Source organism: Streptomyces sp. N35, from assembly GCF_016464295.1.
In the GTDB taxonomy this organism is placed as follows: domain Bacteria; phylum Actinomycetota; class Actinomycetes; order Streptomycetales; family Streptomycetaceae; genus Streptomyces.
Genome location: NZ_JAEIMH010000048.1, coordinates 40,605 through 63,790 on the forward strand (window position 1 = coordinate 40,605; position 23,186 = coordinate 63,790).

Annotated in this window: 20 protein-coding genes; 19 read left to right on the top strand and 1 reads right to left on the bottom strand. The window is 70.2% G+C overall.

What is annotated here, in order from left to right:
- The first annotated feature begins 190 nt into the window (after positions 1-190).
- The 9 genes from JAO81_RS25015 to JAO81_RS25055 are packed head-to-tail and all read left to right on the top strand — an operon-like array spanning position 191 to position 12,161.
- Positions 191-1,117: a conjugal transfer protein gene (locus JAO81_RS25015; protein ID WP_199550170.1), complete on the top strand. Its 927-nt coding sequence runs from the start codon at positions 191-193 to the stop codon at positions 1,115-1,117.
- Positions 1,114-1,437, top strand: a complete 324-nt coding sequence (locus tag JAO81_RS25020; protein WP_199550171.1) for a hypothetical protein — start codon at positions 1,114-1,116, stop codon at positions 1,435-1,437. The genes JAO81_RS25015 and JAO81_RS25020 overlap by 4 nt, the downstream gene beginning before the upstream one ends.
- Positions 1,434-2,051: a hypothetical protein gene (locus tag JAO81_RS25025; RefSeq protein ID WP_199550172.1), complete on the top strand. Its 618-nt coding sequence runs from the start codon at positions 1,434-1,436 to the stop codon at positions 2,049-2,051. Before JAO81_RS25020 ends, JAO81_RS25025 begins: the two co-directional genes overlap by 4 nt.
- Entirely contained in the window at positions 2,048-4,771 is a 2,724-nt protein-coding gene (locus JAO81_RS25030; protein ID WP_199550173.1) for an ATP-binding protein, read from the top strand. Before JAO81_RS25025 ends, JAO81_RS25030 begins: the two co-directional genes overlap by 4 nt.
- Positions 4,768-5,139 carry a hypothetical protein gene (locus tag JAO81_RS25035; protein WP_199550174.1) on the top strand — a complete coding sequence of 124 codons (372 nt, stop codon included), beginning with the start codon at positions 4,768-4,770 and terminating at the stop codon, positions 5,137-5,139. Before JAO81_RS25030 ends, JAO81_RS25035 begins: the two co-directional genes overlap by 4 nt.
- Positions 5,139-7,787 (top strand): hypothetical protein, encoded by a 2,649-nt coding sequence (locus JAO81_RS25040; protein ID WP_199550175.1) that lies wholly within the window; start codon positions 5,139-5,141, stop codon positions 7,785-7,787. Before JAO81_RS25035 ends, JAO81_RS25040 begins: the two co-directional genes overlap by 1 nt.
- A 59-nt stretch (positions 7,788-7,846) precedes the next feature.
- The gene (locus JAO81_RS25045; RefSeq protein ID WP_233415876.1) at positions 7,847-8,947 is read left to right on the top strand and encodes a C40 family peptidase; all 1,101 of its coding nucleotides are present in this window, start codon (positions 7,847-7,849) and stop codon (positions 8,945-8,947) included.
- Positions 8,944-9,558: a hypothetical protein gene (locus tag JAO81_RS42735; protein WP_307813652.1), complete on the top strand. Its 615-nt coding sequence runs from the start codon at positions 8,944-8,946 to the stop codon at positions 9,556-9,558. The genes JAO81_RS25045 and JAO81_RS42735 overlap by 4 nt, the downstream gene beginning before the upstream one ends.
- On the top strand, positions 9,537-12,161 hold the full coding sequence (locus JAO81_RS25055) for an ATP/GTP-binding protein (protein WP_199550177.1): 2,625 nt from the start codon (positions 9,537-9,539) through the stop codon (positions 12,159-12,161). The genes JAO81_RS42735 and JAO81_RS25055 overlap by 22 nt, the downstream gene beginning before the upstream one ends.
- Before the next feature lie 74 nt (positions 12,162-12,235).
- Here the strand turns inward: JAO81_RS25055 and JAO81_RS25060 are convergent, their stop codons facing one another.
- On the bottom strand, positions 12,236-13,588 hold the full coding sequence (locus tag JAO81_RS25060; RefSeq protein ID WP_374194343.1) for a serine/threonine-protein kinase: 1,353 nt from the start codon (positions 13,586-13,588) through the stop codon (positions 12,236-12,238).
- Between the two features lie 220 nt (positions 13,589-13,808).
- Here JAO81_RS25060 and JAO81_RS25065 point away from each other — a divergent pair, with 220 nt between their 5' ends.
- The 10 genes from JAO81_RS25065 (at position 13,809) to JAO81_RS25110 (ending at position 23,183) form a co-directional block, all read left to right on the top strand.
- Positions 13,809-14,252, top strand: a complete 444-nt coding sequence (locus JAO81_RS25065; RefSeq protein ID WP_199550178.1) for a hypothetical protein — start codon at positions 13,809-13,811, stop codon at positions 14,250-14,252.
- Entirely contained in the window at positions 14,252-15,550 is a 1,299-nt protein-coding gene (locus JAO81_RS25070; RefSeq protein ID WP_199550179.1) for a VWA domain-containing protein, read from the top strand. The genes JAO81_RS25065 and JAO81_RS25070 overlap by 1 nt, the downstream gene beginning before the upstream one ends.
- The gene (locus JAO81_RS25075; RefSeq protein WP_199550180.1) at positions 15,547-16,491 is read left to right on the top strand and encodes a hypothetical protein; all 945 of its coding nucleotides are present in this window, start codon (positions 15,547-15,549) and stop codon (positions 16,489-16,491) included. Before JAO81_RS25070 ends, JAO81_RS25075 begins: the two co-directional genes overlap by 4 nt.
- Positions 16,492-16,782: 291 nt before the next feature.
- Positions 16,783-17,394, top strand: coding sequence for a hypothetical protein (locus JAO81_RS42740; protein ID WP_233415878.1), 612 nt, complete (start codon positions 16,783-16,785; stop codon positions 17,392-17,394).
- Between the two features lie 41 nt (positions 17,395-17,435).
- Positions 17,436-18,266, top strand: a complete 831-nt coding sequence (locus JAO81_RS25085) for an ATP/GTP-binding protein (protein WP_233415879.1) — start codon at positions 17,436-17,438, stop codon at positions 18,264-18,266.
- A 26-nt stretch (positions 18,267-18,292) separates the two neighbouring features.
- A complete protein-coding gene (locus JAO81_RS25090) occupies positions 18,293-19,012 on the top strand; it encodes an SAF domain-containing protein (protein WP_199550181.1) in 720 nt (239 codons plus the stop codon).
- Positions 19,012-19,878 (top strand): hypothetical protein, encoded by an 867-nt coding sequence (locus JAO81_RS25095; RefSeq protein WP_199550182.1) that lies wholly within the window; start codon positions 19,012-19,014, stop codon positions 19,876-19,878. The genes JAO81_RS25090 and JAO81_RS25095 overlap by 1 nt, the downstream gene beginning before the upstream one ends.
- Positions 19,868-21,391 (top strand): CpaF family protein, encoded by a 1,524-nt coding sequence (locus JAO81_RS25100; protein WP_199550183.1) that lies wholly within the window; start codon positions 19,868-19,870, stop codon positions 21,389-21,391. Before JAO81_RS25095 ends, JAO81_RS25100 begins: the two co-directional genes overlap by 11 nt.
- A complete protein-coding gene (locus tag JAO81_RS25105) occupies positions 21,388-22,305 on the top strand; it encodes a type II secretion system F family protein (protein WP_233415880.1) in 918 nt (305 codons plus the stop codon). The genes JAO81_RS25100 and JAO81_RS25105 overlap by 4 nt, the downstream gene beginning before the upstream one ends.
- Entirely contained in the window at positions 22,302-23,183 is an 882-nt protein-coding gene (locus tag JAO81_RS25110) for a hypothetical protein (RefSeq protein WP_199550184.1), read from the top strand. Before JAO81_RS25105 ends, JAO81_RS25110 begins: the two co-directional genes overlap by 4 nt.
- The last annotated feature ends 3 nt before the right edge of the window (positions 23,184-23,186 follow it).

The following is a 23,186-nucleotide window of genomic DNA, read 5'->3' on the forward strand; positions in this document are numbered from 1 at the left end:
GGGTGGTGGGAGGGCCCCCGCCCCCCGGCCGGGGGGGGCGGGGGGGGGTCCGGGCGGGGCCGCCCGGTCCCCCCACCAGAGTTTTGTGGCCGTCTCGTGATGCCGGTCGGGGGCGACTGGTCGACGTTCTGGTCGGGGCTGGTGGGTCTTCTTGAGGTCAGCAACAGAGGTTCCTGACCTGGGAGTTCGCATGAGTCCTGCAAACAAGGTCCGGGAAGGCGACGCCTCGCCTCCCACGGCTGCGGGGGCGGTGCTGCACACGATGTACCGCCGGGTGCGGCTTGGCCGCCTGGCGGTGCTGGGCGCGCTCGCGACCGGCCCGCTCGCGCTGACGGTGGCGGTGATGGCGCCCTCATCGACCGTGTCGGCCGCGCCGAAGCCGACGCCGGTGAAGCTGCCCGTGGTCCCGGCGGATCCGTCGGGGTACGCCGAGGTATTCCTGTCCGCCTGGCTGCGCAGCGTCGGCAAGGACGCGGATGCGCAGGCGCTCGTTGCGCAGGCGATGGCCCCGTCCGTCGCGTTGCCGGATCCGGTCGAGGATGCGCAGCCGGTGCGCGATGTGCATGCGGTGCGCAGTGCGGAGCATCGCGATGGCCGTTGGTCGGTGACGGTGGCTGCGCAGTACCCGGACGGCACGGTCCGCTACTACGCAGTGCCCGTCGTCGCCGACAAGAGCGGTGGCGCGTTCGCGGTGGAGGAAGCTCCCGGCCGAGTCGCGGGCCCGGTGACCGCCGAGGTGCCCACGTCTGCGTACGGGGTTTCACTGCCGTCCGACAGCGAACTGACCCGCACCGCGGGCGAGTTCCTCAAGGCCTATCTGTCCGGCGAAGGACAGGTCGACCGCTACCTCGCGCCCGGGGTCTCCCTGTCCGGTGTGAATTCGGCCGGATACAAGGAGATCGCGGTCCAGGAGGCCGCGGCCGACGGCGATGCGGCGGCCGCCGAGCAGGTGCCGGCAGATGGCACGAAGATCCGGCTCCTGGTCGAGGTGACCGCGACCGACAGCGCGGGCGAGTGGCCGCTGTCGTACGAGCTGCAGATGTCAACGCGGGCAGGCCGCTGGGAAGTTGCCGCCCTGCTGTCCGGCGCGACGGTTCGAGGCGGTGACGGATCGTGAACGACGTCCTGCTCGCCGGCCCGCTCCAGAACCTGGGCGACACCTTCATCGAAATGCTCAAAGACTGGGGCTCCGCCGCCCTGGTCGCGATCCTGATCGTCATCGTCGCGCTCGAGGCGGGCCGACGGATGTCCATCAAGGCCGGCATCGGCGCCCTCCTATTGATGATCATCGCGCTGGGACTCTACGCCGCCCGGAACGACCTCGCCGGCATGTTCGAGACCGAGATCAAGGAAGCCGGCACCGAGGGTGCACCCGCCCCGACCGCTCCCCCGATCCCGGGAACCAATGCGGGCCTTGACCGCGGCGGTGCGCTGTGAGTGCGGAGGCCGCGCAGCGGATCGGCCGCTTCTACACCGCGGCGCGCCGCCACCCGTGGGTGCTGGGGAAGATCGGTGACTTCCGGCTGTGGTTCGGTCCCTACAACCCGGCGCAGATCGCCGTCGCCGTTCTCGGCGCCCTGCTGCTGATCGTCACGGTGTCGTGGTGGACCGCGCTGGGCCCACTCCCGCTCATTGCCTGGGTGTTGGCGATCTGGGTGGTTCGCCGCCCGCGGATCGCGGGACGCGCGCCGCTCGCGGCGATCGGCGGCTGGGTGGCGTTGTGGCTGAAGCCCGCGGCCGGGCAGATCGGCGGACGGCCCGCGCGGGACAAGAAGCCGCAGCCGCTGCTCGGCGGTTTCGTCATCGAGGACCTCCCCTCCCCCACCACCGGGGATCGGCGCCGTCCCCGACGCCGTACGACTCCCCCGCGGCCGGCGCGCCCCGAGCGCCGCGTGCCGGCGAGCTCGCGACCGCCGCGCCCGAGCCAGCACACCCGGCCTTCCTCACGCGGTCCGCGCCGCCCCCCGACCGCGGCCCCGGCGGCTCCGATGTCGTCCGTTCAGCAGCTGGCCGCCCGCGCGGCCGCCCTCTCCGAGGAGCGTGCATCGTGAGGGTGCCGATCCGGCACATCGCCGGTCACCTGGCGTGGTCCACCCACGGCGCCGTCTGGGCGATCTACCGCCTGCACCCCGGCCCGGACGAGACGGGTGAGGGCGAGGAGATGGTGCAGGGCACTTACGTGCCTTCCGCCGTCCGTGAGCAACTGCTGGGCCGGGTCACGCACTTGGTGCGCTCACTGTCCGGCGCGCCCAGGTTGTTCGGGCTGTGCGCGCAGGTCGACCCGGGTGAGATCGCCATGGCCATGGTCGACGGTGTGGACCCGGATGCGGCGCAGTTGACGCCGGACGGGATGCATCCGTGGGTGGAGAGCGTCGAGGCCGCGCTCGGTGTCCTGGAGTACCAGGAGATGCACCGCCGCACCCTGTGGCTGGCGGTGCCGCTCAAGGCCGAGGGCCGCGGGCTCAACGTGTCCGCGGTTGCGGGAGCGGTGTGGGCGGAGCTGTCCGCCTCCCTCGGCATGCGCGCCAAGCCGGTCAGCCGCGACGAGGTCACCTCCTACCGAGAGCAGGCCGCCCGGGTGGAGGCGCAACTTTCGGGTGCGATCCCGCTGCGGCCGGCCCGGCCGGCCGAGGTGGTGTGGATGGTGCAGCACGCCATCCACCGCGGCCTCGCCGAACCACTGCTCTCCGACGCGGAAACGAGCGAGCTGTATGGCGGACAGGTCCGCGGCCAGATGCTGCGCTCGCCGAGCTACGCCGAGCTCGGGCAGGTTCGCATCACCGAAGGCGGCACCAGCCCCACCGACGAGGAAGACGCCGGAGAGCAGGAGAGCCGCGAGCCGGCTCGAGGGCGGGCCAAGCAGGGCGCGAAGTCGTCGCCGCTGGCGCGGCGGTGGCTTCAGGTGGAGACCGAGCAGGGCACCGGCTTTCAGGCCCATTTGGCGCTGGCCGAGTGCCCGCCCGCTGTCAGCGCGGATTCGGCGGATCTGTTTGCGCAGCTGGAGGTGCTGGAGTACCCGGTCGACTACGTCATCGATCTGACGCTGGTGGAGGCGGAGAAGGCGAAGGCGCAGGTGCAGCGCAAGCGCACCGAACTCGTCGACCAGGCCGACCAGTACGACGCCCGCCCCACCGGCATGCCGTCCTCCCTGCTGCAGGCCGCCAAGGACCTCGGCGAGCTCGATGCCCGGCTGTCGCGGACCTCGGTCGAGGTTGAGGTGCAGTCCGTCACCAGCCTGGCGGTGTGGGGACACACCTCCGAGCTGTGTGACGCACGGGCCCGGTCTCTTGCGGCGCTGCTGGGCAAGCTCGACTACCGGGCGGTGCGCCCGACCGGGCTGCAGGAGGCCTTGTTCACGCTCGCCCTGCCGGCGACGGTGCGACCGCAAGCAGTACGGGAGTTCACCCAGCATCAGCTCAGTGAGGACTGGGCGATGGGCGGGGCGTTCACCACGATCGAACTCGGCGATCCGAACGGCCAGCTGATCGGCTTCGATCTGGACTGCGGCACCGCCCGCCCTGTGATGATCAATTTGGCGAACGCGCCGCGCTCGGACGCCTCCGCGTCCTTCGGGATCGTCGCCGACCCCGGCGGCGGCAAGAGCGTGATGGAGAAGCTCCTCACCATCGGCGTCGTCGACCGCGGGGAGCGGGCGATCTGCATCGACCGGACCCCGCTCAGGGAGTGGGCGAAGTTCGCGCGGTCCGCGGCCGCGGGCCGCTGCCAGATTATCGACGTCGTCGGCGCCGAACTCTCCATCGACCCGCTGCGGATCTTCGCCGGGCATCCGCAGGCCGCGCACTACGCACTGAGCTATCTGACGCTGCAGCTGTGCATCGGGCCGATGAGCCCTGAGGGCGGGGTATTGCACCGGGCCGTGGAGATGGCCGCGGCCTGTCCGCAGCCATCCATGCGGCTCGTGCTGGAAGCCGTGGACCAGATAGCAGGCCAGGGCGGATCGCTCGGGGACACCGCTCAGTCGTTGCGGAACATGCTCGGCATCGTCGCCGACAACCCCCTCGCCGCCATGATCTTCGACCCGGCGCTGCCGGTCGTCCGGCTCGACGAGCACATGAGCTCGGACCTGATCGTGTTCACCACCGCCGGCCTCACGCTGCCGCCCAAGGAGGCCTTCGGGAACATCGAGGTCCTGCACCAGCAGCCGCTGGAGGCTCTCATCGGCCGGGCGGTGCTGTATCTGATCGCGGCCATCTCGCGGCAGGTCGCGTTCAGCGACCCGAACCGGTTCTGCGCCCTGGCCGCGGACGAGTTGTGGTGGCTGACCAAGTCCGCCGAAGGGTCCGCGCTCGTCTCCGAGTTCCTCCACGACGGCCGCAAGCACGGCGCTGGGCTGATCGCCGCCGCCCAGGACGCCGAAGAGCTTGGCCCGGACCGCGGCCTGATGGCCTACCGGGCCCTGGGGCGGATCACGGACAAGAAGCGTGCCCGGCGCGCGCTGGAGTTCATTGGTCTCGACCCCACCGCGGAGCTTGTGGAGCTGGTGACCACCAAGCTCTCGCCGGTCCGCCGCGGCAAGAACGGCAAGGCGCTGAAGGACAACCCCCGCGCCGGCGAGGTGCTGCTGACCGGGCCGCGGATGAACACCGGCCGCATCAAGGTCGCCATCCCTGCCGTGAAGCGGATCGCCGCTGCCATCAAGACCACCCCCGAGGAAACAGCCGCCACGCCGGCACGCCGCGATCTCGCGCGCGAGCTGGTCGACGCCGCCCAGCCCGACGGGGCGCGGCTGGAGAAGGAGAGCGTTCGATGAGTACCCGTATCTGGGACCGGGCACGGCGCCGTACGGCCGGTCTCGCCGTCGCGGCTGCCGCGGCCGCCGCGCTGACGGTGGCCGGCCTGATCGGGCTCGGGGTGCCGGAGAGTTGGTGGCCGACCGCCGGGCAGGCCTTCGCCTCCTCCGCACCTCAGGCGGATGCCGAAGCGGATGATCCGTGCGACCTGATCGTCGGCCCCGCCCGCGACTACTGCACCCGGGGTGCGCTGCACGCCGCCTCGCCCGCGCCTGAGTTCGGCGCGGGCGGTGCGGGGGTGCTGCTGCCTCCCGCCGCCGGGGTCGCCGCGCTCCCCCCGTGCCGGCCGGGCTCCGTGTACCGGCTGCGCGCCCCACGGAGGCGCTGATGCGGCGCCCGGACAAGGGAACATGGCGCACCGTACGCCAAGTCGGCCTACTCACTGTGGTGTTCCTGATCGTCAACACCCAGGTCGCGCACGCCGCACCCAGCGGCTCCAGCGGGGATCTGCTGTCGCCGTTGAACATCACCACGTCCGAGGGTGTGCCGCTCAACGGCTATGAGCTGAACGCGGACGGCGGCTCGCTCGTCGACTTCTCCGCCCAGTTCTGCGCCATGGCCCTGTCCGGGATCTTCACCATCATCCAGGTCCTGGTCGGACTCGGCTGCTGGGCCATCGAGTTCGCCTTCCGCTTCCCGCTCATCAGCATGCTCGCCGAGCCCGCCCAGCAGATCGCCGACGTGTACAACGACATCGTCGTCGACACCCTCGGCCTCAAAGGCCTCATGCTCGCCTGGGCGTTCGTCTTCGGCCTGATCCTGTTCGTACGCGGCAAGGCCGGCAAAGGCCTCGGCGAGATCGCCCTCACCCTGATCATCGCCGCATTCGCCGCCTCCATGTTCGTACGCCCCGACTACCTGCTCGCCGAGAACGGTCCCCTCGCACAGACCCAGCAGGCGGCCGCCGAAGTCGCCCACACCGCGGTCGGCAACTACAACTGGGGCGGCCACATCACCGCCGAGGAGCTCGACGAATGCTCAAGCTCGTCGGGTGCGGCGGAGCAGACCTGCGAACAGCGCCGCGGCGACGAGAAGATCATGCCGTCCGAGGTCGCGCGGCCGATCCAGGACGCCACCACCAACGCGCTCGTCGTCAAGCCGTACATGCTGCTGCAGTACGGCCGGATCCTCGACCCCGCGAAGAAGTCCGATCGCAAGGCCTATGCCCTGCATCTGAAGTGGATCATCGGCGGCTACGACAAGGAGATGTACCAGGAGGGCGACAACCCCTGCGACCTGATCAAGGGTCCGGCCCGGGAGTACTGCGAGAACGGCCGCGCAGAAAACGGGAACGGGTCGCCGAAGCTGCCGGAGCTCACCCCGGGCGGTGAACTCCTCGATGTCGTCAGCCCGGTCGTCAGTGACGAGGACGCCCAGTTCCAGGTGTTCCTCAAGGACCTGGAGAAGGCCGGCGACGTCGGCAAGGCGGCCGCCGCGTACGCGAAGCAGCCGGACTGGTGGCGCGTCGGCTCGGCGCTGCTGCTGCTCTTCGCCGTCCTGATGATCACGGCGATCCTGCTGTCGTCGGCGATGACGCTGCTCGGCGCGGAAGGCGCCGATGTCGGGGCCGCCACCATCGGCGGCGTCACCATGGTGTGGGGCATGCTCCCCGGCCCGAACCGGCAAGTCGTGTGGAAATGGCTGGCCATCTTCGCGATCTCCGTGGCCGGTATGTTCGCGGTCTGCATGTTCCTGCCGCTGTTCGGCATGGCCATCGACACCGCACTGACCGACGGCCCGGACCTGGTGGCCGAACGGATCCTGCTCCTCGACGTCCTCGCCGTCCTCGGGCTGATCTTCCACCGGTGGATCATGCAGCGGATCTCGCAGATGGGCCGCTCCATGGCGGTGCGGATGCGGTTCGCAAAGGTCGGCGGCACCCACCTGCCCGGCGACACCTCCGAAATCGGTGCCGCACTCGCGATGAACGGCGCCGGTGCAGGCGGCGGATTCGGGTACGGAGGGGGCCTGCGCGGCCTGGCGTTCGGCGGCGGAGGATACGGCGGACTCGGCACCCGCCACCGGATCATGGGGCATCTCGGGGCGATGACCGACGGCGCGGGGATGCCGTTCGACCCGCAGCGGATGCTCGGCGCCGGCATGACCGAAGCCGGCCGCGGCCTGGCCCCGCTCGGCCTCGCCTCCGTCGGCGCACGGCTCGGGATGCGAGGCGCCTGGGGTCTGGTCGTCGGCAAACACCCGGGCGCGGAAGCACTGGAGAAGTGGCGCAAGCCGACCGCCGAGGGCGACCCGTCCAGCGCCGATGGCGGGTACGACGGGCTGCGGCGCGGGCCGCAGGACCGCTACCGCGACTCTGATGGACGCATCGCCAGCGGTGACGACCGCACTCTGCACGATCAGAACTCGGACCGCACCCTGCTGTCGACGCGCGCGCACAACCGGCTGGTGCGGCTGCGCGGTTACCGGATCCTCCACCGCGGTGGCCGTGTGGCGTACGGGTCAACGATCGGACTGGCCTCGAACATTCGCCGCGGGCGCGGGCACGCGCAGGATCTGCGCTCGGATGCGCGCCAGCAGTGGAACGTATGGCGCAACACTGTCCAGCAGGACGGCCGCGCGTGGTCGGACGCCACCGTCGGTGCGACCCGGCGTCATATCGCCGAGCACGGGTCGGACCACGGCGGCGATGGTCCCTTCACCCGCCGCCGCTTGTCTTCCCCGTCTCGGTCCGCGACGGCGGTTCGAGCCGCGTCCGAGCCGCCGCCGGATGTCGGCCCGCCGGATGACACGCCGCGCAGTGAGTGGCCGCCGATGGGGCCGCGGCCGCCGCGTAACCCGGGTTCCGGCGGCGGGGCTTCACCCGCTCCGCGGAGGCCGGTCAGGCCGTCGGGATCGGGAGGGGCCGCGCTGTCCGGCGGGATGAGCCCGCGCGACCGTGCGCGGGAGGAAGCCCGGGAAATGATCCGGCGCATCTCCCGCAACAGCGACCGCCGTACGAACGGCGACGACTCATGAACGCGCCGCGCCCGCGGCGGCGCCGGTGGGGACGCTGGGGGTGCCTGATCTTCATGCTGATGTTCGCAGCAGTGTGCTGTGCCGCGCCGATCGCCGGCGGGCTCAGCGCGCTCGCCGCCCTCCAAGGCGAAGGAGACGGCGGCGACGACGACTTCGCGGGTGGCGGGAGGGCGGCGGATATCCCGCCGCGGGTGCTGTCCGCGTACAAGAAAGCCGCCGCGAACGTCACCAAGCACGTCACCAAGTGCAAGGGCATGTCCTGGCCGATCCTCGCCGGGATCGCGAAGGTCGAGTCCAACCACGCCACCGGCCGCAACATCGCCACCAACGGAGACATCCGGCCCAAGATCCTCGGCGTGCTCCTCAACGGCTCCGGGGCGGGCGGCAACACCACCGTTTTCCCCGACACCGACAACGGCAAATGGGACGGCACCGCCAGCGGGGAACGAGCCGTCGGACCGTTCCAGTTCCTGCCCTCCACATGGGAGGGAGCCGGAGCGGACAACAGCGGCGATGAGACGGCCGATCCGCACAACGCGTACGACGCAGCGCTCGGCGCGGCCATCTACCTGTGCGGAGACGGCCGTGACCTGACGAAGAAGTCCCAGCTGCGTGCGGCGATCTTCCAGTACAACCGGTCCAACGCGTACGTGGACAACGTGTCGAACTGGATCAGCCAGTACCGGGCCGCTGCCAAGGGCCCCGACCTGAGCGGGTCGCCGAAGAAGGTCCGGATCGTCGTCGAGGCGGTGCTCGCCCAGCGCGGTGTGCCGTACTCGTGGGGCGGCGGCAACAAGTCCGGCACGTCGTATGGCACCTGCTGCTCGCCGAGCGGCAAGTCCGGAGTGAACATCAACGGCTTCGACTGCTCGGGACTGACCACCTACGCGTTCGCCAAGGCCGGCATCAGCCTGCCGCGCACGGCCGCCATGCAGGCCGGGAGGGGCAAGCGGATACCCGCTTCAGCGGGCAAGGGGGCCCTACGGCCAGGTGACTTGGTGTTCTACGGCTACACCCCGCGCCGCGACGGGACGATCTACCACGTCGGTATCTACGTCGGCAGCGGGCAGATGGTCAACGCCGCCCGCCCCGGCACCAACGTGCGCCTGGACCCGGTCGACGCCATGCCCGGCTACGCGGGAGGGGCGCGGCTGCTGTGACGATCAAGAAGAAGTCGAGGGGCATGAAGTCGCCGTGGCCGATGGCGTGCTGTGCCGTGGTCTGCGCGATCGGCTCCATGCTCCTGCTCACCACACCGCAGACCTCCGACACCGGTTCGCCTGCCAGAGCTCAGCCGTCCCCCTCCTCCGGACAGTCGGACTCGCGCACCGCGCAGGCCTCTGCGAGCCAGCCCACGTCGACCGCGTCGTCGGTGGAACTGCCGCCGCGCGGTGAGGGTCGGGCAGCCGATCCGCAGATTCAGGCGCTGCTCGAGCGGACGTGGCCGCGTGACCTTCCCGTACGCACCGAGCGGGACCTGCTCGTCGCGGGCCGCGCGGTGCTGATCGCGGACGTCACGGGCATCGGCCGCAAGAACTGGCCGCAACTGTTCGATCAAGACAGGGCTGTCGCGCCGGCGTTCAGCCGGGTGCGGATCCAAGCCGCGATCGCCCGGCACGGAAGCGACCCGGATGAGGCGGTGGTGCATCTGGTGTGGGCCGGGGCTGATCGCGGCGGCACCTACAGCGACGGCCGTATCACCGACATCACCTTCACCCGAACCGAGAACAAGCAGAAGGGGGACGCGGTATGGACACCGCTGCCGTCATAGGGGCCGGGCAGGCCGCGGCCAGCTGGGCCATCGACCTCCTCCAGGCGCTCATCGCGACCGTGGTGTGGCTGCGGGACCACTGGTGGTTCCTGGTCGGTACCACCGCCGTTACGTGGGCTGGCGCCGAGGTCGTCATGAGGCATCTGGCGGCCAAGGCCTCCAAGGAGCGGATGGCGCTGGAGCTGTACCCGGCCAAGCACTTCGACCCGGGCCTGGAGCAGATCTTCCGTCGCGGCATTCAACTCGCCCGCGCGTCGGGGATGCAGCCCTGGTGGGCGCCGCGGCGCAGCAAGGTCGTACGGATCGCGATCCGCGCGGACGGCACCAGCCCGTTCCGGACCCGGATCGAAGGACCCGCGGGCGCGGAGAGCCTGTTGACGATCAGCGCGTTCGGGCCGGATGTACGGATCGAGAAGGCCGAACCGCTGCTCGACAAGAAGCGCGAGCACATCGTGCGCGCCGAGTTCGTGCTGCGCGGAGACCCGGTGGCCGCGCTGCGTGAGGTGCCGCTCGATCCCGATCCGCTGCAGCCCCTCATCGACGGCGTCGCCGACCTGCGGGCCGATCTCGGCGACCTCGCCGAGATCTGCATCGACATCCAAAAGGCCCCCAAGTGGGCGCTGCGCGCACGCCGGTTCGAGATCATGGCCAAGGCCCGGCAGCGCGAGCGTCGCGAGGCCGAGCGGAGTGCCCGGTGGGCGCGCCGGGACGCGGCCGCGGTCGATGAGTCGATCGGGTCGTGGATTCAGCAGCTGTTCACCAAGGGCCGTCCCGCGAGCAGTGGGGGGCGGGGGGTGGTGATGCCGTCGCCCCACCGGGTGGACCGCGATGAGGCGCTCGGCAAACTCTCCGAGTCCGCACAGTTGGTGCGGGTGCAGATCCTCGTGCGGTGCTCCTCCAACACCCAGGGCCGCGCCCAGGCGCGGATGGCGCAGGTGATGGCCGGCCTAGACGTGTTCGGAGGCCGGGCGAAACTCTCCACCCGCGGCTTCACCCTTGGCCCGCTACGGGTCGGCGCGGACCACTGGCCGTTCCTCAAGAGCTTCGAGCACCGGTGGGCGACCGGTCAGTGCCGGGCACCGCGCCCGAACTGGCTGCGCCTGGACGAGCTGACCGGTTTCCTCAAGCCGCCCACCCGGCACGCGCGCCTTCCAGTACTTGCCGGGGAGCTGCCGACTTTCGACTTCGACGACCCCAGCCTGCTGCTGCAGGGCATCTACCGCGGCCCCGACGGGCGTAGTCGGCTGGTCGCCACCCGCATGGCACAGACCCTGTTCGAAGTCGCCATCGGCAAGGCCGGCGGCGGCAAGACAGAGCGGGCGCTCGCCCAGGCGATCGCCGTCGCGCACGGTGGGGGCGGCCTGTTGTTCGTCGACCCGCACCGCGACTCCTGGGCACGCGCCTCCACCTTCCTCGCCCACGAAGAGATCGCCCAGCGCATCGCCCTGATCGACCTCACCGTGACCGGGGATCACGCGCGGATCAGTTCGTGGAATCCGATCGACATGCACCGCCGCCCCGCCGCCGAGCATGTCGTGGACGCCGTGGTGGATTCGATCGCGACGATGCTGGGCTGGCAGGACGTCGAAGCCCCCCGGGCGTTGACAATCCTCACCGAGGCCCTGGCGGTGCTGGTCGCCGTCAACGAGGCCGCCTGTGAGGCGGGGCGCGCGCATGATCAGGCGACGCTGTTCCAGATCCGTCCGCTGCTCACCGATCCTGGGTTCCGCTCCGCGTGCCTCGCGGTCGCCGGGAGCCGGCTGGATGCGGATACGCACGCGTGGTGGACCAGCACTTTCCCGACGTTCCAGCTGGACGCGTTCAATGTGGTGCTCAACCCGCTCGGCAGGCTCGGCCGCAATCCTGTTACCCGAGCGTTCCTCGGCCAGGGCGTCGGCACCTATGACATTCGCGCCGCGATGGACGCGGGGATGGTGGTGTGGGTGTGTACGCCGGGCAACACCCCCAACGATCGGCTGCTGCTGACCCTGCTCGCCCGCGACCTGCTGCGCGCCGGACGCTCCCGCAAGGACACCCCCGAGGATCAGCGGCGGCCGTTCCGCCTGTACTTCGACGAGCTGATCACGCTGACCGGCGCGTCGCCGGAGACGTTCGCCGAAATGGTCGAGGAGTTCCGCAAGTTCAAGCTGCCCGTCCACGGCATGACCCAGCTGATGGCCCGCCTGCCCAAGGCCGTGCAGCTGTCCTTGCTGCAGAACGCCTCCAGCCTGTCGACCACCACCGGTTCCCGGTCCGCGATCGCCGCGGTCACCGCCGAATGGGGCGACACCCCCAGCCCCGACCGGGTCGTCGCTCTGGATCAGTTCCGCCACTACGCCTCGTTCACCGTCGACGGCCGCCGCATCGGCCCGCTCCTCCTGGAGGGCCCGCACCTCGACGACGACCTCAAGCGCTGGGCCCGCCCGGCCGATCGGCCCGCCCTCGAAGCCGCCGCGCTCGCTAACGCGAGAGCCCGGCCCATCCGTGAGGCGGCCGCCACCGCCGCCGGCCAAGGCGACCGGGTCCGCGCCTTCGTCACCCAGGCTGCCGGCCGCGTCGACCTCAACAAGGAGACCGGCCGCGACCAGCAGGGGTACGAGTGATGTCCGCTGTGCACAGCGCCGCCGACACACGGCGGCCCCTTCCAGGCGCACTGTCCGAACCGGGATCCCGCGTCTCAGATGCCGCGGCCGACCAGCCGCAAGGGCGCCCTCGCCAGGATGAGGCGTTGCTCGCCGTAGCGGCGCGAGGTGAACACGATGTGGGCGAGGGCCTTGGGGCCGGGATAGTCGCTCAGATTGACAATGGTGCCGATCCCAAACTTCGGGTGCTCGACCACATCGCCGATCTGGGCGTCGACCAGGCGCGGCCCGGGCGCCGGGCCGCGCAGTTCCTCTTGCCGCCGGCGTTCACGCTCCTCGATGAGGGCACGCCCGTACGGCAGCGGTGCTTCATCAACCGGCTCTTCGTACTCGTCGGGTCCGAGCGACCACCAGGCGATCTGCGGCTGCGCGGTTGCGGGCTCGGCTGGCCGAGGCGCCGGAGGTACAGCATCGCGCGGTCGGCTGCGGGTGGGTTGCTCCCACGGCGGCCTCTCGTCCTCTACTTCGTCGTCGAGGAACTCCTCGAGGCGACGGGGTTGCGTGTGGCCGGTGGCGAACCGGTCGTGCGACGCATGCTCCGGCGTGAGCAGGGTGCGGAGCTGGTGTGGGGTGGGCCGGCGGTGGGGCTGCTTGTCCAGGCAGGCCGCCAGGGTTGGCAGCAGGATCGGCGGTACGTCGGTGAGGTCGGGGTCGTCGTGGACGACCCGGTACAACAAGGCGCTCGCGCTGGTGGCGGTGAACGGGCCGTGCCCGGTGGCCGCGTACGTGAGGGTGGCGCCGAGGCCGAAGATGTCGCTGGCCGCGGTGGTGGCGTCGCCGAGGGCCTGCTCGGGAGCGAAGTAGCCGGGGGTGCCCAGGACCACGCCGACTGTGGTGAGCGCGGGCCCCATGTCGTGGGCTTTGGCGATGCCGAAGTCGATGATGCGCGGCCCGTCAGCGGTGAGCAGCACGTTCGATGGCTTCACGTCGCGGTGGACCAGGCCCGCGGCGTGGATCGCGGCGAGCGCGTCGGCCAGGCCAACTCCCAGGGCTTGTACGGAATCCGCGGGCAGCGGACCGCGCTCGGTGACCATGCGGGTCACGTCGGGGGCATCGATGTAGACGGAGGCCACCCAAGGAATCGAGGCCTCACAGTCGGCATCGACGACCGCGGCCGTCCAACGTTCCTCGAGCTGGCGGGCGGCGGCGACTTCGCGGCGAAACCGTTCCCGGAAAGCCGGCCGCTGCGCGATGTGCGGCTGCACCGTCTTGATGGCGACGAGTCCGCCGTCGCGCGCGTGGCCCAGGAACACGGTGCCCATGCCGCCCGCGCCGAGCCGTCCGGCCAGCGCGTACGGGCCTATGCGGTGCGGGTCGCCGGGCTCCAAGGGCTGCATCGCGCCTCCGAGTTGTGTGCCGTCGACACGCACGGTACCGGCACTGATCACCCGTTGGTCCTCGGTCCTGCGCGAAGCCCTCCGCACGGACGCGCCGCGGGCGCGGTGCAACAGATCTATGACACAACCCCCTTGACCGTTGCTTGAGCAAACGCCTAGTTTCATTCGCAACGGCGCTTGGAGCCTCGAAATCACCACCATTCACGGAACTTGGGGACCTCCCATGCCTGAAACGAGTACGTCAGTTCACCACAGCGAAGCAAGTAGCGCCGTGCGGTCCGGCCCGGAGCAGCACCGCCGGGCCCTGCCTGTCGCCCCGATCGGCGCAGCCGGGCACGACGGCCCCGGCCCGCAGGACAATGGCACGGCCCAGCGCGGTCCATGGCCGGTGCGCACCGAGAGCGTGCGCCGCAAGAACGGAATGGTCGAACTGCGGGGCACCTTCACCGCGGCCGACCTGCAGCAGTTGCAGCGCGCCGTGCCCGCCCGGGTGATCACCCGCGGGATCGGGCGGATCCTCATCTGGCCGCCCGGCACCCGCTCCATCGAGCACCACGACCGCGGACTGGTGTTGCTGCGCGGCTACTTCGAAGCCAGCGACCTCGCCGCCGTACGGACCCTGCACCCCGAACAGGTCGTCACGCACGCCGCTGACCAGATCACCATCTGGCCGACCAGCATCGACCCGGCCCGCCTCGAGAACGGAGGGAAGTGATGCACGCACCCTGGCGGGCCCTGGCCACCGCGGTCGGCGCGGCCGTTGCCCTCGCCGTGACGTCGAGCGCGCAGGCCGACGAGCCCGACACCGCGAGTACCCCGCGCATCGAGACGATCATCGATGCGTCCGGGTCGATGAAGGAGCGCACAGGCGGGACCATGAAGATGGACGCGGCCAAGCAGGCCGTGACTCAGCTCATCGACCGCGTCCCCGCCGAAGCGCCGATGGGGCTGCGCGTGTACGGGGCTACCTACCCCGGCGACGACAAGACCACCGGCTGCGCCGACACCCAGCTCCTCGCGCCGATCGAGCGGATGAACCAGGCCGCCAAGCAAGCCGCGAAACAGAAGATCAACGCCCTGGTCGGGACCGGCTTCACCCCGATCGGCGACACCCTGAAGGTCGCGGCCCGCGACCTCGGGACCGAGGGCGACCGGCGGATCATCCTCGTGTCCGACGGTGAGGACACCTGCGCTCCCCCGGACCCGTGCGAGGTCGCCCGCGAACTCAAGGACCAGGGCGTCGATTTGGTTATCGACACCCTGGGCTTCGAAGTTGATGCGAAGGCCGAGCGGCAGCTGCGGTGCATCGCCCAGGGCACGGGGGGCGAGTACGACCGCGTCGGCTCGGACGATCTCGCCAAGGAGCTCGACGACGCGTTCAAGCGGGCCTGGAGCCCGTACGAGGTGTCCGGGGCGAAGACCACCGGGTCCGACCGGTGCGCCACCGCTCCCCTACTGGCCCCCGGCCAGTACGCGGATGAGGTTACCCACACGAAAGAGCGTTGGTACAAGGCGAAGCTGCAGGTCGGCCAGGCGCTGCGGTTCTCCGCGTCGATGGTGCCCCGGTCCGCGTACAAGACGGGCGCGGCGCTGCGCCTGGAGTATTTCTTGCCCGGCAAGTCGCATGCCTGGAAGCACGAGGTCAGCGTCACTCAGAACTGGGCGAACCTCATTTCCGTCGGCTCCGAGTCCGACCGGCTCACCTACAAGGACCTTCCGGGTGGGGCGCGTGAGGGGGAGATCTGCATGAAGGTCAGCGGCCGGATCGACTCGGTGAACAAGACCGAACCGGTCGAGCTCCTGGTCGCCACCGCGCACCAGGCGGTCACCGACCACGGTGCCCCCGCCCCGGACGAAGACGGCCCCTTGGAAGGTGACACCAAGGTCGTTCCGCAGGCCAGCAGTTCCGCGTCAAGCCCGCTGGTGTGGCCGCTGATCGGCGCAGCGGCGCTGATCGGATTGCTCCTGTCGCTGCTCATCCGCACACGTCTCAGCCGGGGAGGCCACTCATGACCACCAGCCGCACGCCCGCCCTGTCGGTAACCGCCCTGCTCTCCGGCCTGCTCGCGCTGGGGCTGTCGTCCCCGGCGAGCGCAGAGGACGGCACGAACACAGACGGGCACTCGTTCAAGGACGCCACCGCGATCACCGCGGGCAGCACGGTGAAGCAGGAACTCGTCGTCGGCGACATGCTGCTGTGGCGCATCGACCTCGAGCCCGGGCAGAAGCTCAACGTCGAGGCCCGTACAACAACGCCGGCCGGCTACGGCGACGGCGGCGGCCTGGAGGCCTTCGGCATCCAGATCTACGACCCGGTCCGGCAGGCCATGCACTGCGCAGGCGACCGCAACACCGCCATGCACTCCTCGGTCGGTAAGGGCCGCGACGGCTCCACGCTCGTCGCGGACTGCAGCGTCGGCGACCCTGCCGACAGGCGGGACAAGCCCGTTGAGCTCGCCGGCACGTACTACGTGCAGGTCGCCATGGGCAAGGTCGCCGACAGCCGCGGCACGGTGCTGCCCATCGAGCTGAGTGTGAACACCGGCGAGGGCATCACACCCGCCCCGAAGCCCGCCTTCGATCCCGGCACCCCCAAGGAAGCCGCCGATACAGAAGGCGACGCGCGTGGCGACGCGGCACCACCGCCCGACAACGGAGAGCCCGCGTCCCAGGAGCCGACATCGAATGCCTCCGCCAGCACGGCGATTCCGAACTGGGCGTGGCTGGCCGGCGCGGCCGTGCTCGCCGGGGCTCTGCTGCTGCCGCTGCTCGGCGGGCGTCGGCGACGCTCTCGTCCCACGATCCGCGACCTCCACGCCCACGACCCCCGGCGGCCGCTGGACGACGAATTCGACGAGGAGCCCGGCGCGGCCTGCGACATGTATCGCCCTCCGTACGCGAACTCCCCGACAGCAGGACGTCCCTGGGGACCGCCACCGAACGGACGCAGGTGATGTGGTCATGTCGATGAATCGCTTTGCGCGACGGCAATCGCGAACGAATCGGGCGTTCTCAATCGGGGAACGTGCGTATCAGCGACACACTCCCGAATCGCCGCGTTCCGGGCGCATGGCCGTCCTGAACTGCGAGAAGAGGGTGTGGAGTTGGCGCGAGATCACGTACGGTGCTGACAGCGCCACGCACCGGGAACCATCGTCGCGTCAGCAACGTGGATGGGGTTGTGCCGGTTTGAGTCGGTACGGGGAAGTCCACCAGCGCGGTGGGCACGGCACGGGGAGGCCGCTATGACATCGGCAGCGCACGTTCGTCAGCCCGCGGGCATCCGCGGTCGCCGCATCGGGTGGGCTCTGTGTTCGGTTCTCGCCCTCGCTGTGGTTCCCGCGTGCAGCGGCGACAGCGGCGAGACGCCCGATGAAGGCAAGACACCGACCACATCGTCGAGTTCACCTTCTCCTACGCCGTCTCCGAGCGCGGATCCGCAGAGCACCGCGGAGGCCGAGGCCCTTGAGACCTACGAGCAGTACTGGGACCAGATGGAACTGCGCTACGCGGATCCGGAAGGCAAGAAGGGCAAGCTCGGTGACTTCGCGGCGGCGGTAGCCCTGCTCAACGCGGAGAAGGACGCCGAGAGCATGCACAAGCGCGGGACGATCATCACCGGGCACGTCACGGTCCGCGACCCCCAGGTGAAAGTGGACCTTGGCAAGAAGCTGCCGTACGCGACGATCTCGAGCTGTCTCGACATCTCGAAGTGGACCGTCGTCGACTCCAAGACCAAGAAGCCTGCCGAGCTCCCCAAGGACAGGCTCCTGAAGTACGTCGTCACAGCCGAGGTCGAGAAGTGGCCTGAGGGCTGGCGCGTGATCACCGAGGAGCCAAAGGGGGAAGCATGCTGACGCATCGGCAGTTAGGCCTCTTCGCCGCGGCTGGCGTCTTCATGGCGGCGGCATTCGTCGGCACCCCTGCGCATGCGGATGAGAAGCCGCCGCCCCCGGGCACGGGGAACGCGGGCAATTGCGGACGCTACGTCTGCCTCGGCGCCAGCAGCGGCAAGGACGACGAGGACCAAGTCAGCACGGGCACCGGCAAGGGCGGCAAGGTGCAACCGTCGTGCCCGACGTCGAAGTTGACACCTCAACCTCCGGCCGGCAGCAACCTGTGGGGAGGGCGCGACCCCTCCGACGGAGACATCTACGTGCGCCGGTGCGCCGAGCCCACACAGTTCGGCTCCCAGATCGTCGTGGACTACTTCTTCGCCGCTCAGCCGCCGCCGGCTGTCGTTGTCGACCCTGAGGTGCTGGCCCAGGAGGCCGTCGACAAGATGCTCCTCGAGGGTGTCGCGATCCGCACCGCGCCCAAGGCCGGGACGACCGGGGTGGTCGGGGTGCCGGCCTGGTTCTGGTCGGAGACCTCGCCGACCACGACCGGCCCGAACACCGCCTCGGCGAGCGCCGGTGCAGTGACGGTGACGGCCACCGCGAAGGTCACCAAAGTGGTGTGGACGACGGGGGATGGTTCGTCGGTGACGTGTGCCGGTCCTGGGACGCCGTACAAGAAGGCGTACGGCATGAAGGAGTCCCCGACCTGCGGCCATACCTATGTGCGCAGCTCCGCGACGGAGCCGGGTGACAAGTTCCAGGTGACCGCGACCTCGACCTGGACGGTCGACTGGGAAGTGGTCGGCGGCGGCGAGACAGGCGTGTTGACGGAGATCCGCGAGTCCGAGGGCGCGGTCGCGATCGGCGAACTGCAGTCCGTCGGCGACTGATTCGGCGTACGAGGAAGGGCACGATCGTGAGCAAGACAGCAATGCCGCCGACGCCGCCAGGTCAGGCTTCCCGACCGGCGACCTCCACGCCGCCGGCGCCGACCGCGGTGGTCGGGTTCCGTGCCCGGCGGCGCAGCCCGGCGATGATGGCCCTGGGTGTGGCGCTGATCGTGGGCGGGGCGATGGGCGGGTTTCTGCTCTACCAGGAGACCGGCGAGCGCACCCCCGTGCTGGCGGTGGCCAAGGAGGTCCCGGTCGGCGATGTGATCGAGGCCTCCGATCTGATGGAGGTCTCCTTGTCGCTCGATCCCGCGGTGAAGGTGTTCGAGGCTGACCAGCGCGGTGAGGTTGAGGGCAAGCGTGCGGCGGTGGCGCTGGTGCCCGGTTCCGTGCTGGCGAAGGAGCAGGTCACCGACCGGGAGTTGGTGAAGGACGGCGAGCAGCTGGTCGGCATCGGGCTGAAGGCCTCCCAGCTGCCGGCGACCCGGCTCTCCCCCGGCGACGAGGTGCAGATCGTGTTCACCCCGTCCGAGGGTGAGCAGGCTGCCGGCAAGAATGACGCGAACAGCCCGGATGCGGGGCCGGAGTCGGTGGCGGCGCGGATCGTGCGGGTGGGCGCCGAGCAGCAGACCACGGGCGATCGGGTCGTGGACGTGGCGGTGCCCGCGGCGCAGGGCGCGCGGCTGGCTGCGCAGGCCTCCACCGGTGATGTGGCGCTGGTGGTGGGTTCCGAGGGCGGCTCCTGATGGCGGTCGTGGCCCTGGTCGGCGTTCCCGGCTCACCGGGGGTGACCACCACCGCCCTGGCCTTGCTGCGGACCTGGCCGCTCGCGCCCGGGCACAAGATGCTGCTCGCCGAGTGCTGCCCCGATGGCGGGGCGGTCCTGCCGGGCGCGCTGCAGGGCCGGCTTCCAGCGGATCGGGGCCTGCGGAACCTGTCGGTGTCCTCGCGCACCAAGGAACTCGTCTCGGCGTTCTGGACGCAGCTGGTCGCCCTGTCCGACGACACCGGCAAGACCGCCGAACGCAACAGGCTCCTTTTGCCCGGGCTGACGGACTTCTCGGAGGCGGCCGGCCTCAACACGGTGTGGCCACACCTGGCCCAACTGTTCGCCGGAATCGAGCCGCACCAGCACGATGTCCTCGTCGACCTGGGCCGCAACGGCGCATTCGGTCCGGCCGGAGTGATCGCGATGAAGGCCGACTTGGTGCTGCTGGTCGTACGGGGCACTATCCGCAGCATCAACGCCGCCCAGCACCGGGTGAACCGGCTCAAGACCATGCTCGACAGCGACCAGGGCCGCGGCTCCGGCGCGCTCGGGGTCATCATGATCGAAGAGGGGCCGTACGGGACGAACGTGTCCGGGCGGCGCGATGTCGAAGAGGCCCTCGGGGTACGGGTGGTGGCCACGCTGCCGTACCGGCCCAAGGAGGCCGCGGTCCTGTCCGATGGCGTATCGGAGGACCGCAACTTTGCCCGCAGCAAGCTGATGAACGCGGCCCGCGAGGCGAGCGGGCCCATCGCGCGGGCGCTGGGCAACCGTCGTGCGCGAGCCGCCTCGCCGCTGAGCCAGCGGCTTGCCCGGGCAGCGGAGGTGGGCCATGCGCGGTGAACCCCTGCACCCGACCCCATACCAGGTCCCCCAACCACCGCATACGCCGCACTACAACGGGAACGGCTACTCGGCGTCACAGCCCCAGCCGCCCGCAGCCGGTGCGGCGCATGCTGGAGCGGGCGCGATGGTCAACGGAGCAGCACTGCCGCAGGTGCAGATCGACACCGCCCGGGCGGAGGTCATCAAGCGCCTGGTCAACGACCAGTTGATCAAAGAGGGCAAGAACCTTCCCGCCGGGCAGGGCCGCACCGAGCAGATGCGCCGCCAGAGGGCCCGTGCGTTGATCAACGAGCATGTGGAGTACTGGGCCGACGAGGTCACCGCGGCCGGCCGCGCTGCCGGCACCTCAGCCAAGCAGGCCCTGGCCGAGCTGGTCTTCGACATGCTGTTTCGGGCCGGGCGCCTGCAGCGGTACCTGGACGATGACCGGATCGAGGACATCTGGATCTACAGCGCGTCCAAGGTGTTCGTGAAGTACGGCGACACCAAGGACCCGGTCCAGGTCGACTCGGTCGCGGACTCGGAAGAGCAACTCCAGGAACTGGTGCGGGACTTGATCCGCACGAGCAACCAGAGCGGAAAGCAGTTCTCCTCGCACCGCCCGGAGGTCGCACTGCGCCTGGCGGACGGTTCGCGGCTGCAGGCCATGGGCCCGGAGATCACCGGCGAGCACACCCATGTCACGATCCGCCGCCACCGCATCCAGGACGCCATCCTCGACGACCTGATCAAACTGGGCACGATGGACGGCCTCCTCGCCGACTTTCTCGCCGCCTGCGTGCGGGCCCGGCGCAACATCATGATCGTGGGTGAGCAGGGCGCCGGAAAGACGTCGCTGCTGCGCGCCCTGCTCAAGGAGTTCGGACCCAACGAGCGGTTCGGCACCTTGGAGACCGAGTTCGAACTGTGGGCGCACAAGAACGGCTACCACCAGCACGTGGTGCCGATGGAAGCGCGCGAGTCCAACGGCGAACTCGTCGACGGTAAATCGGCCGGCGAGATCACGCTCATGGATCTGCTGTACCGGGCCAAGCGCATGTCGCTGACCCGGATCGTGGTCGGCGAGGTCCGCGGCCCCGAGATCACCGCGCTGATGCAGGCACTCACCGGCGACCGGCCAGGCAACTTGTGCACCATGCACGCCTCCGAGCCGGAGGCGGTCTTCGACCGGATCGCGGAGATGTATCTGATGGCGAGGGAGAACTTCTCCCCCGAACTGGCCTACCGGCAGATCGCCAACGGCCTGCATTTCATTGTGTTCCTGTCCGTGGACGAGTCCGGGCCGGTGAAGAAGCGGTTCGTGTCCCACGTCCTGGAGATCACAGGGATCGGTGAAGGGGGCCGGCCTGCCTACAACGAGGTGTTCCGACCCGCCGCTGAGTGGGATCTGCGGGCCCAGCCCTATGCGCAGGTGTCGCAGAAGAACCGGCGCAAGCTCGAGGAGGCCGGATTCACCACGGTGCTGCAGCCCGCCGTCGCCGCGTGGCCGCCGCAGGAGGTGCGCGCATGATGACGGCGCTTCTGTTCGCTGTGTGCGGCGGCCTCGTCATGGGCGGCCTGATCACGTTCGCCGTCGCGGTCATCGGCACTACCACACCGCAAACGCCCGGCTACTTCGAGCGGCGCCGGGTCCGGCGCCGTGACGGACTGGGCGGCGCGGAGCGGGTAGCGCAACGGCGCACCCTGCAGGTCGCAGCGCTGGTGGTCACGGTGGTGGTGTGGGCCGGGACCGGCATGGTGGTGACCGCGCTGCTGCTGGGTGCGGCGGTGGTCGGGGTGCCGTGGCTGATCGCTCCGACGATGGCCGCGTCCGGACGGATCACCAAGCTGGAGGCGCTGGGTAAGTGGACGCAGCGCCTGGCCGAAGTCACCCGGCTCGGTGTCGCGTTGAACCAGGCCCTCGTCACCAGCCGCAAGGACCCGCCGGTCGGCCTGGAGGAGGAGATCACCGAGCTCGCGGACCGGATCCAGGCCGGCTGGCCGGCCGACGAGGCCCTGGCCGACTTCGCGGACCGGCTCGATGACATCACCGCGGACAAGGTGTGCGCTGCGCTGATGCTGTGCGCCGTCGACCCCGGACCCGGCCTGGCCAAGGTGCTGGAAGACATGGCCGCCTCCGTGCGCGAAGAGGTCGCCTCACGCCGCAGCATCGAGGCGGACCGGGCGAAGTCCCGCACCACCCTGCGCTGGATGGTGATCATCACGCTGTCGGTGTTCGCCGCCGGATTCCTGGTGCCCGACTACACCTCCCCGTATGCGACGTTGCTCGGTCAGCTCGTGTTGGGGCTCTTCGGGCTGGCGTTCGTCGGTGTGATCGCGTTGGCGCGGCGGATGGCCCGTTACCGGGCAATCGCCCGGTTCCTCATCATCGACCCGCGCAGCCACGTGAAGTACGCCGCCGAGCCGGCGGAGGTAACCGGATGAGCTCGCTGAACGCCTTCCTGATCGCGGGCGGTGTCGTGGGTACGGGAGCTGCCGTGTTGGTGCGGCAGCTCGTACCCGCCGCCCCGAAACTGTCCAGCACGCTGCGCCGGTTGAACCCTCCGCGGACCGCCGCCGGCCAGGACCCGGCCCCCGCCGATACGCCGCGCCGCTTCGCCGGCCAGGTCGCGGAGAGGATCCCCGGGTCGGTGCCGCGGAGCGACCTGGACCTGCTGGGGCAGCCGGTGGAGCAGTTCCTGCTGAACAAGCTGACGCTTGCGCTGCTCGGGCTGCTCGCCCCGGTCGTGGTGGTCGGCGGGTGGTCGCTGATGGGTCTGGGTGTGCCGTTGTTCATTCCGGGCGCCGTGGGGCTGCTCGCCGCGCTCGGCTTGTGGTTCGTGCCGGACCTTTCGGTGCGCGCGGAGGCCGCCAAGGCCCGTGTCGAGGGCGCCCATGCGGCGGCCGCGTTCCTGGAGCTGGTGGCGATGCGGATGGCCTCCAACAAGGCCGCCTCGCAAGCGCTGTGGGATGCCTCGCAGGTCGGGCGGGGCTGGTTCTTCGCCCGCGTCCGTGAAGTCCTGCTGCGCGCCCGCACCGAGAAGACGTCCCCGTGGCTGGTGCTGGAGCAGATGGGCACGCACCTGAAACTGCCGGCGCTGCGTGACATCGCGGACATCGTCCAGCGCGCCGAGTCCGAGGGCGCCAGCGTCTACGACACCCTGCGCCACCACGCCGCCAGCCTGCGCAGCGAACTGCTCACTGTCGAGGCCGCCAACGCCAATGAGAACAGCGAGAAGATGCACGCCCCCGGCGCCTTGCTGACCGTGATCGTGATGGCGCTGATGGCCTTCCCGGCGGCACTCAAGATGTTCGCGATCTAGGCC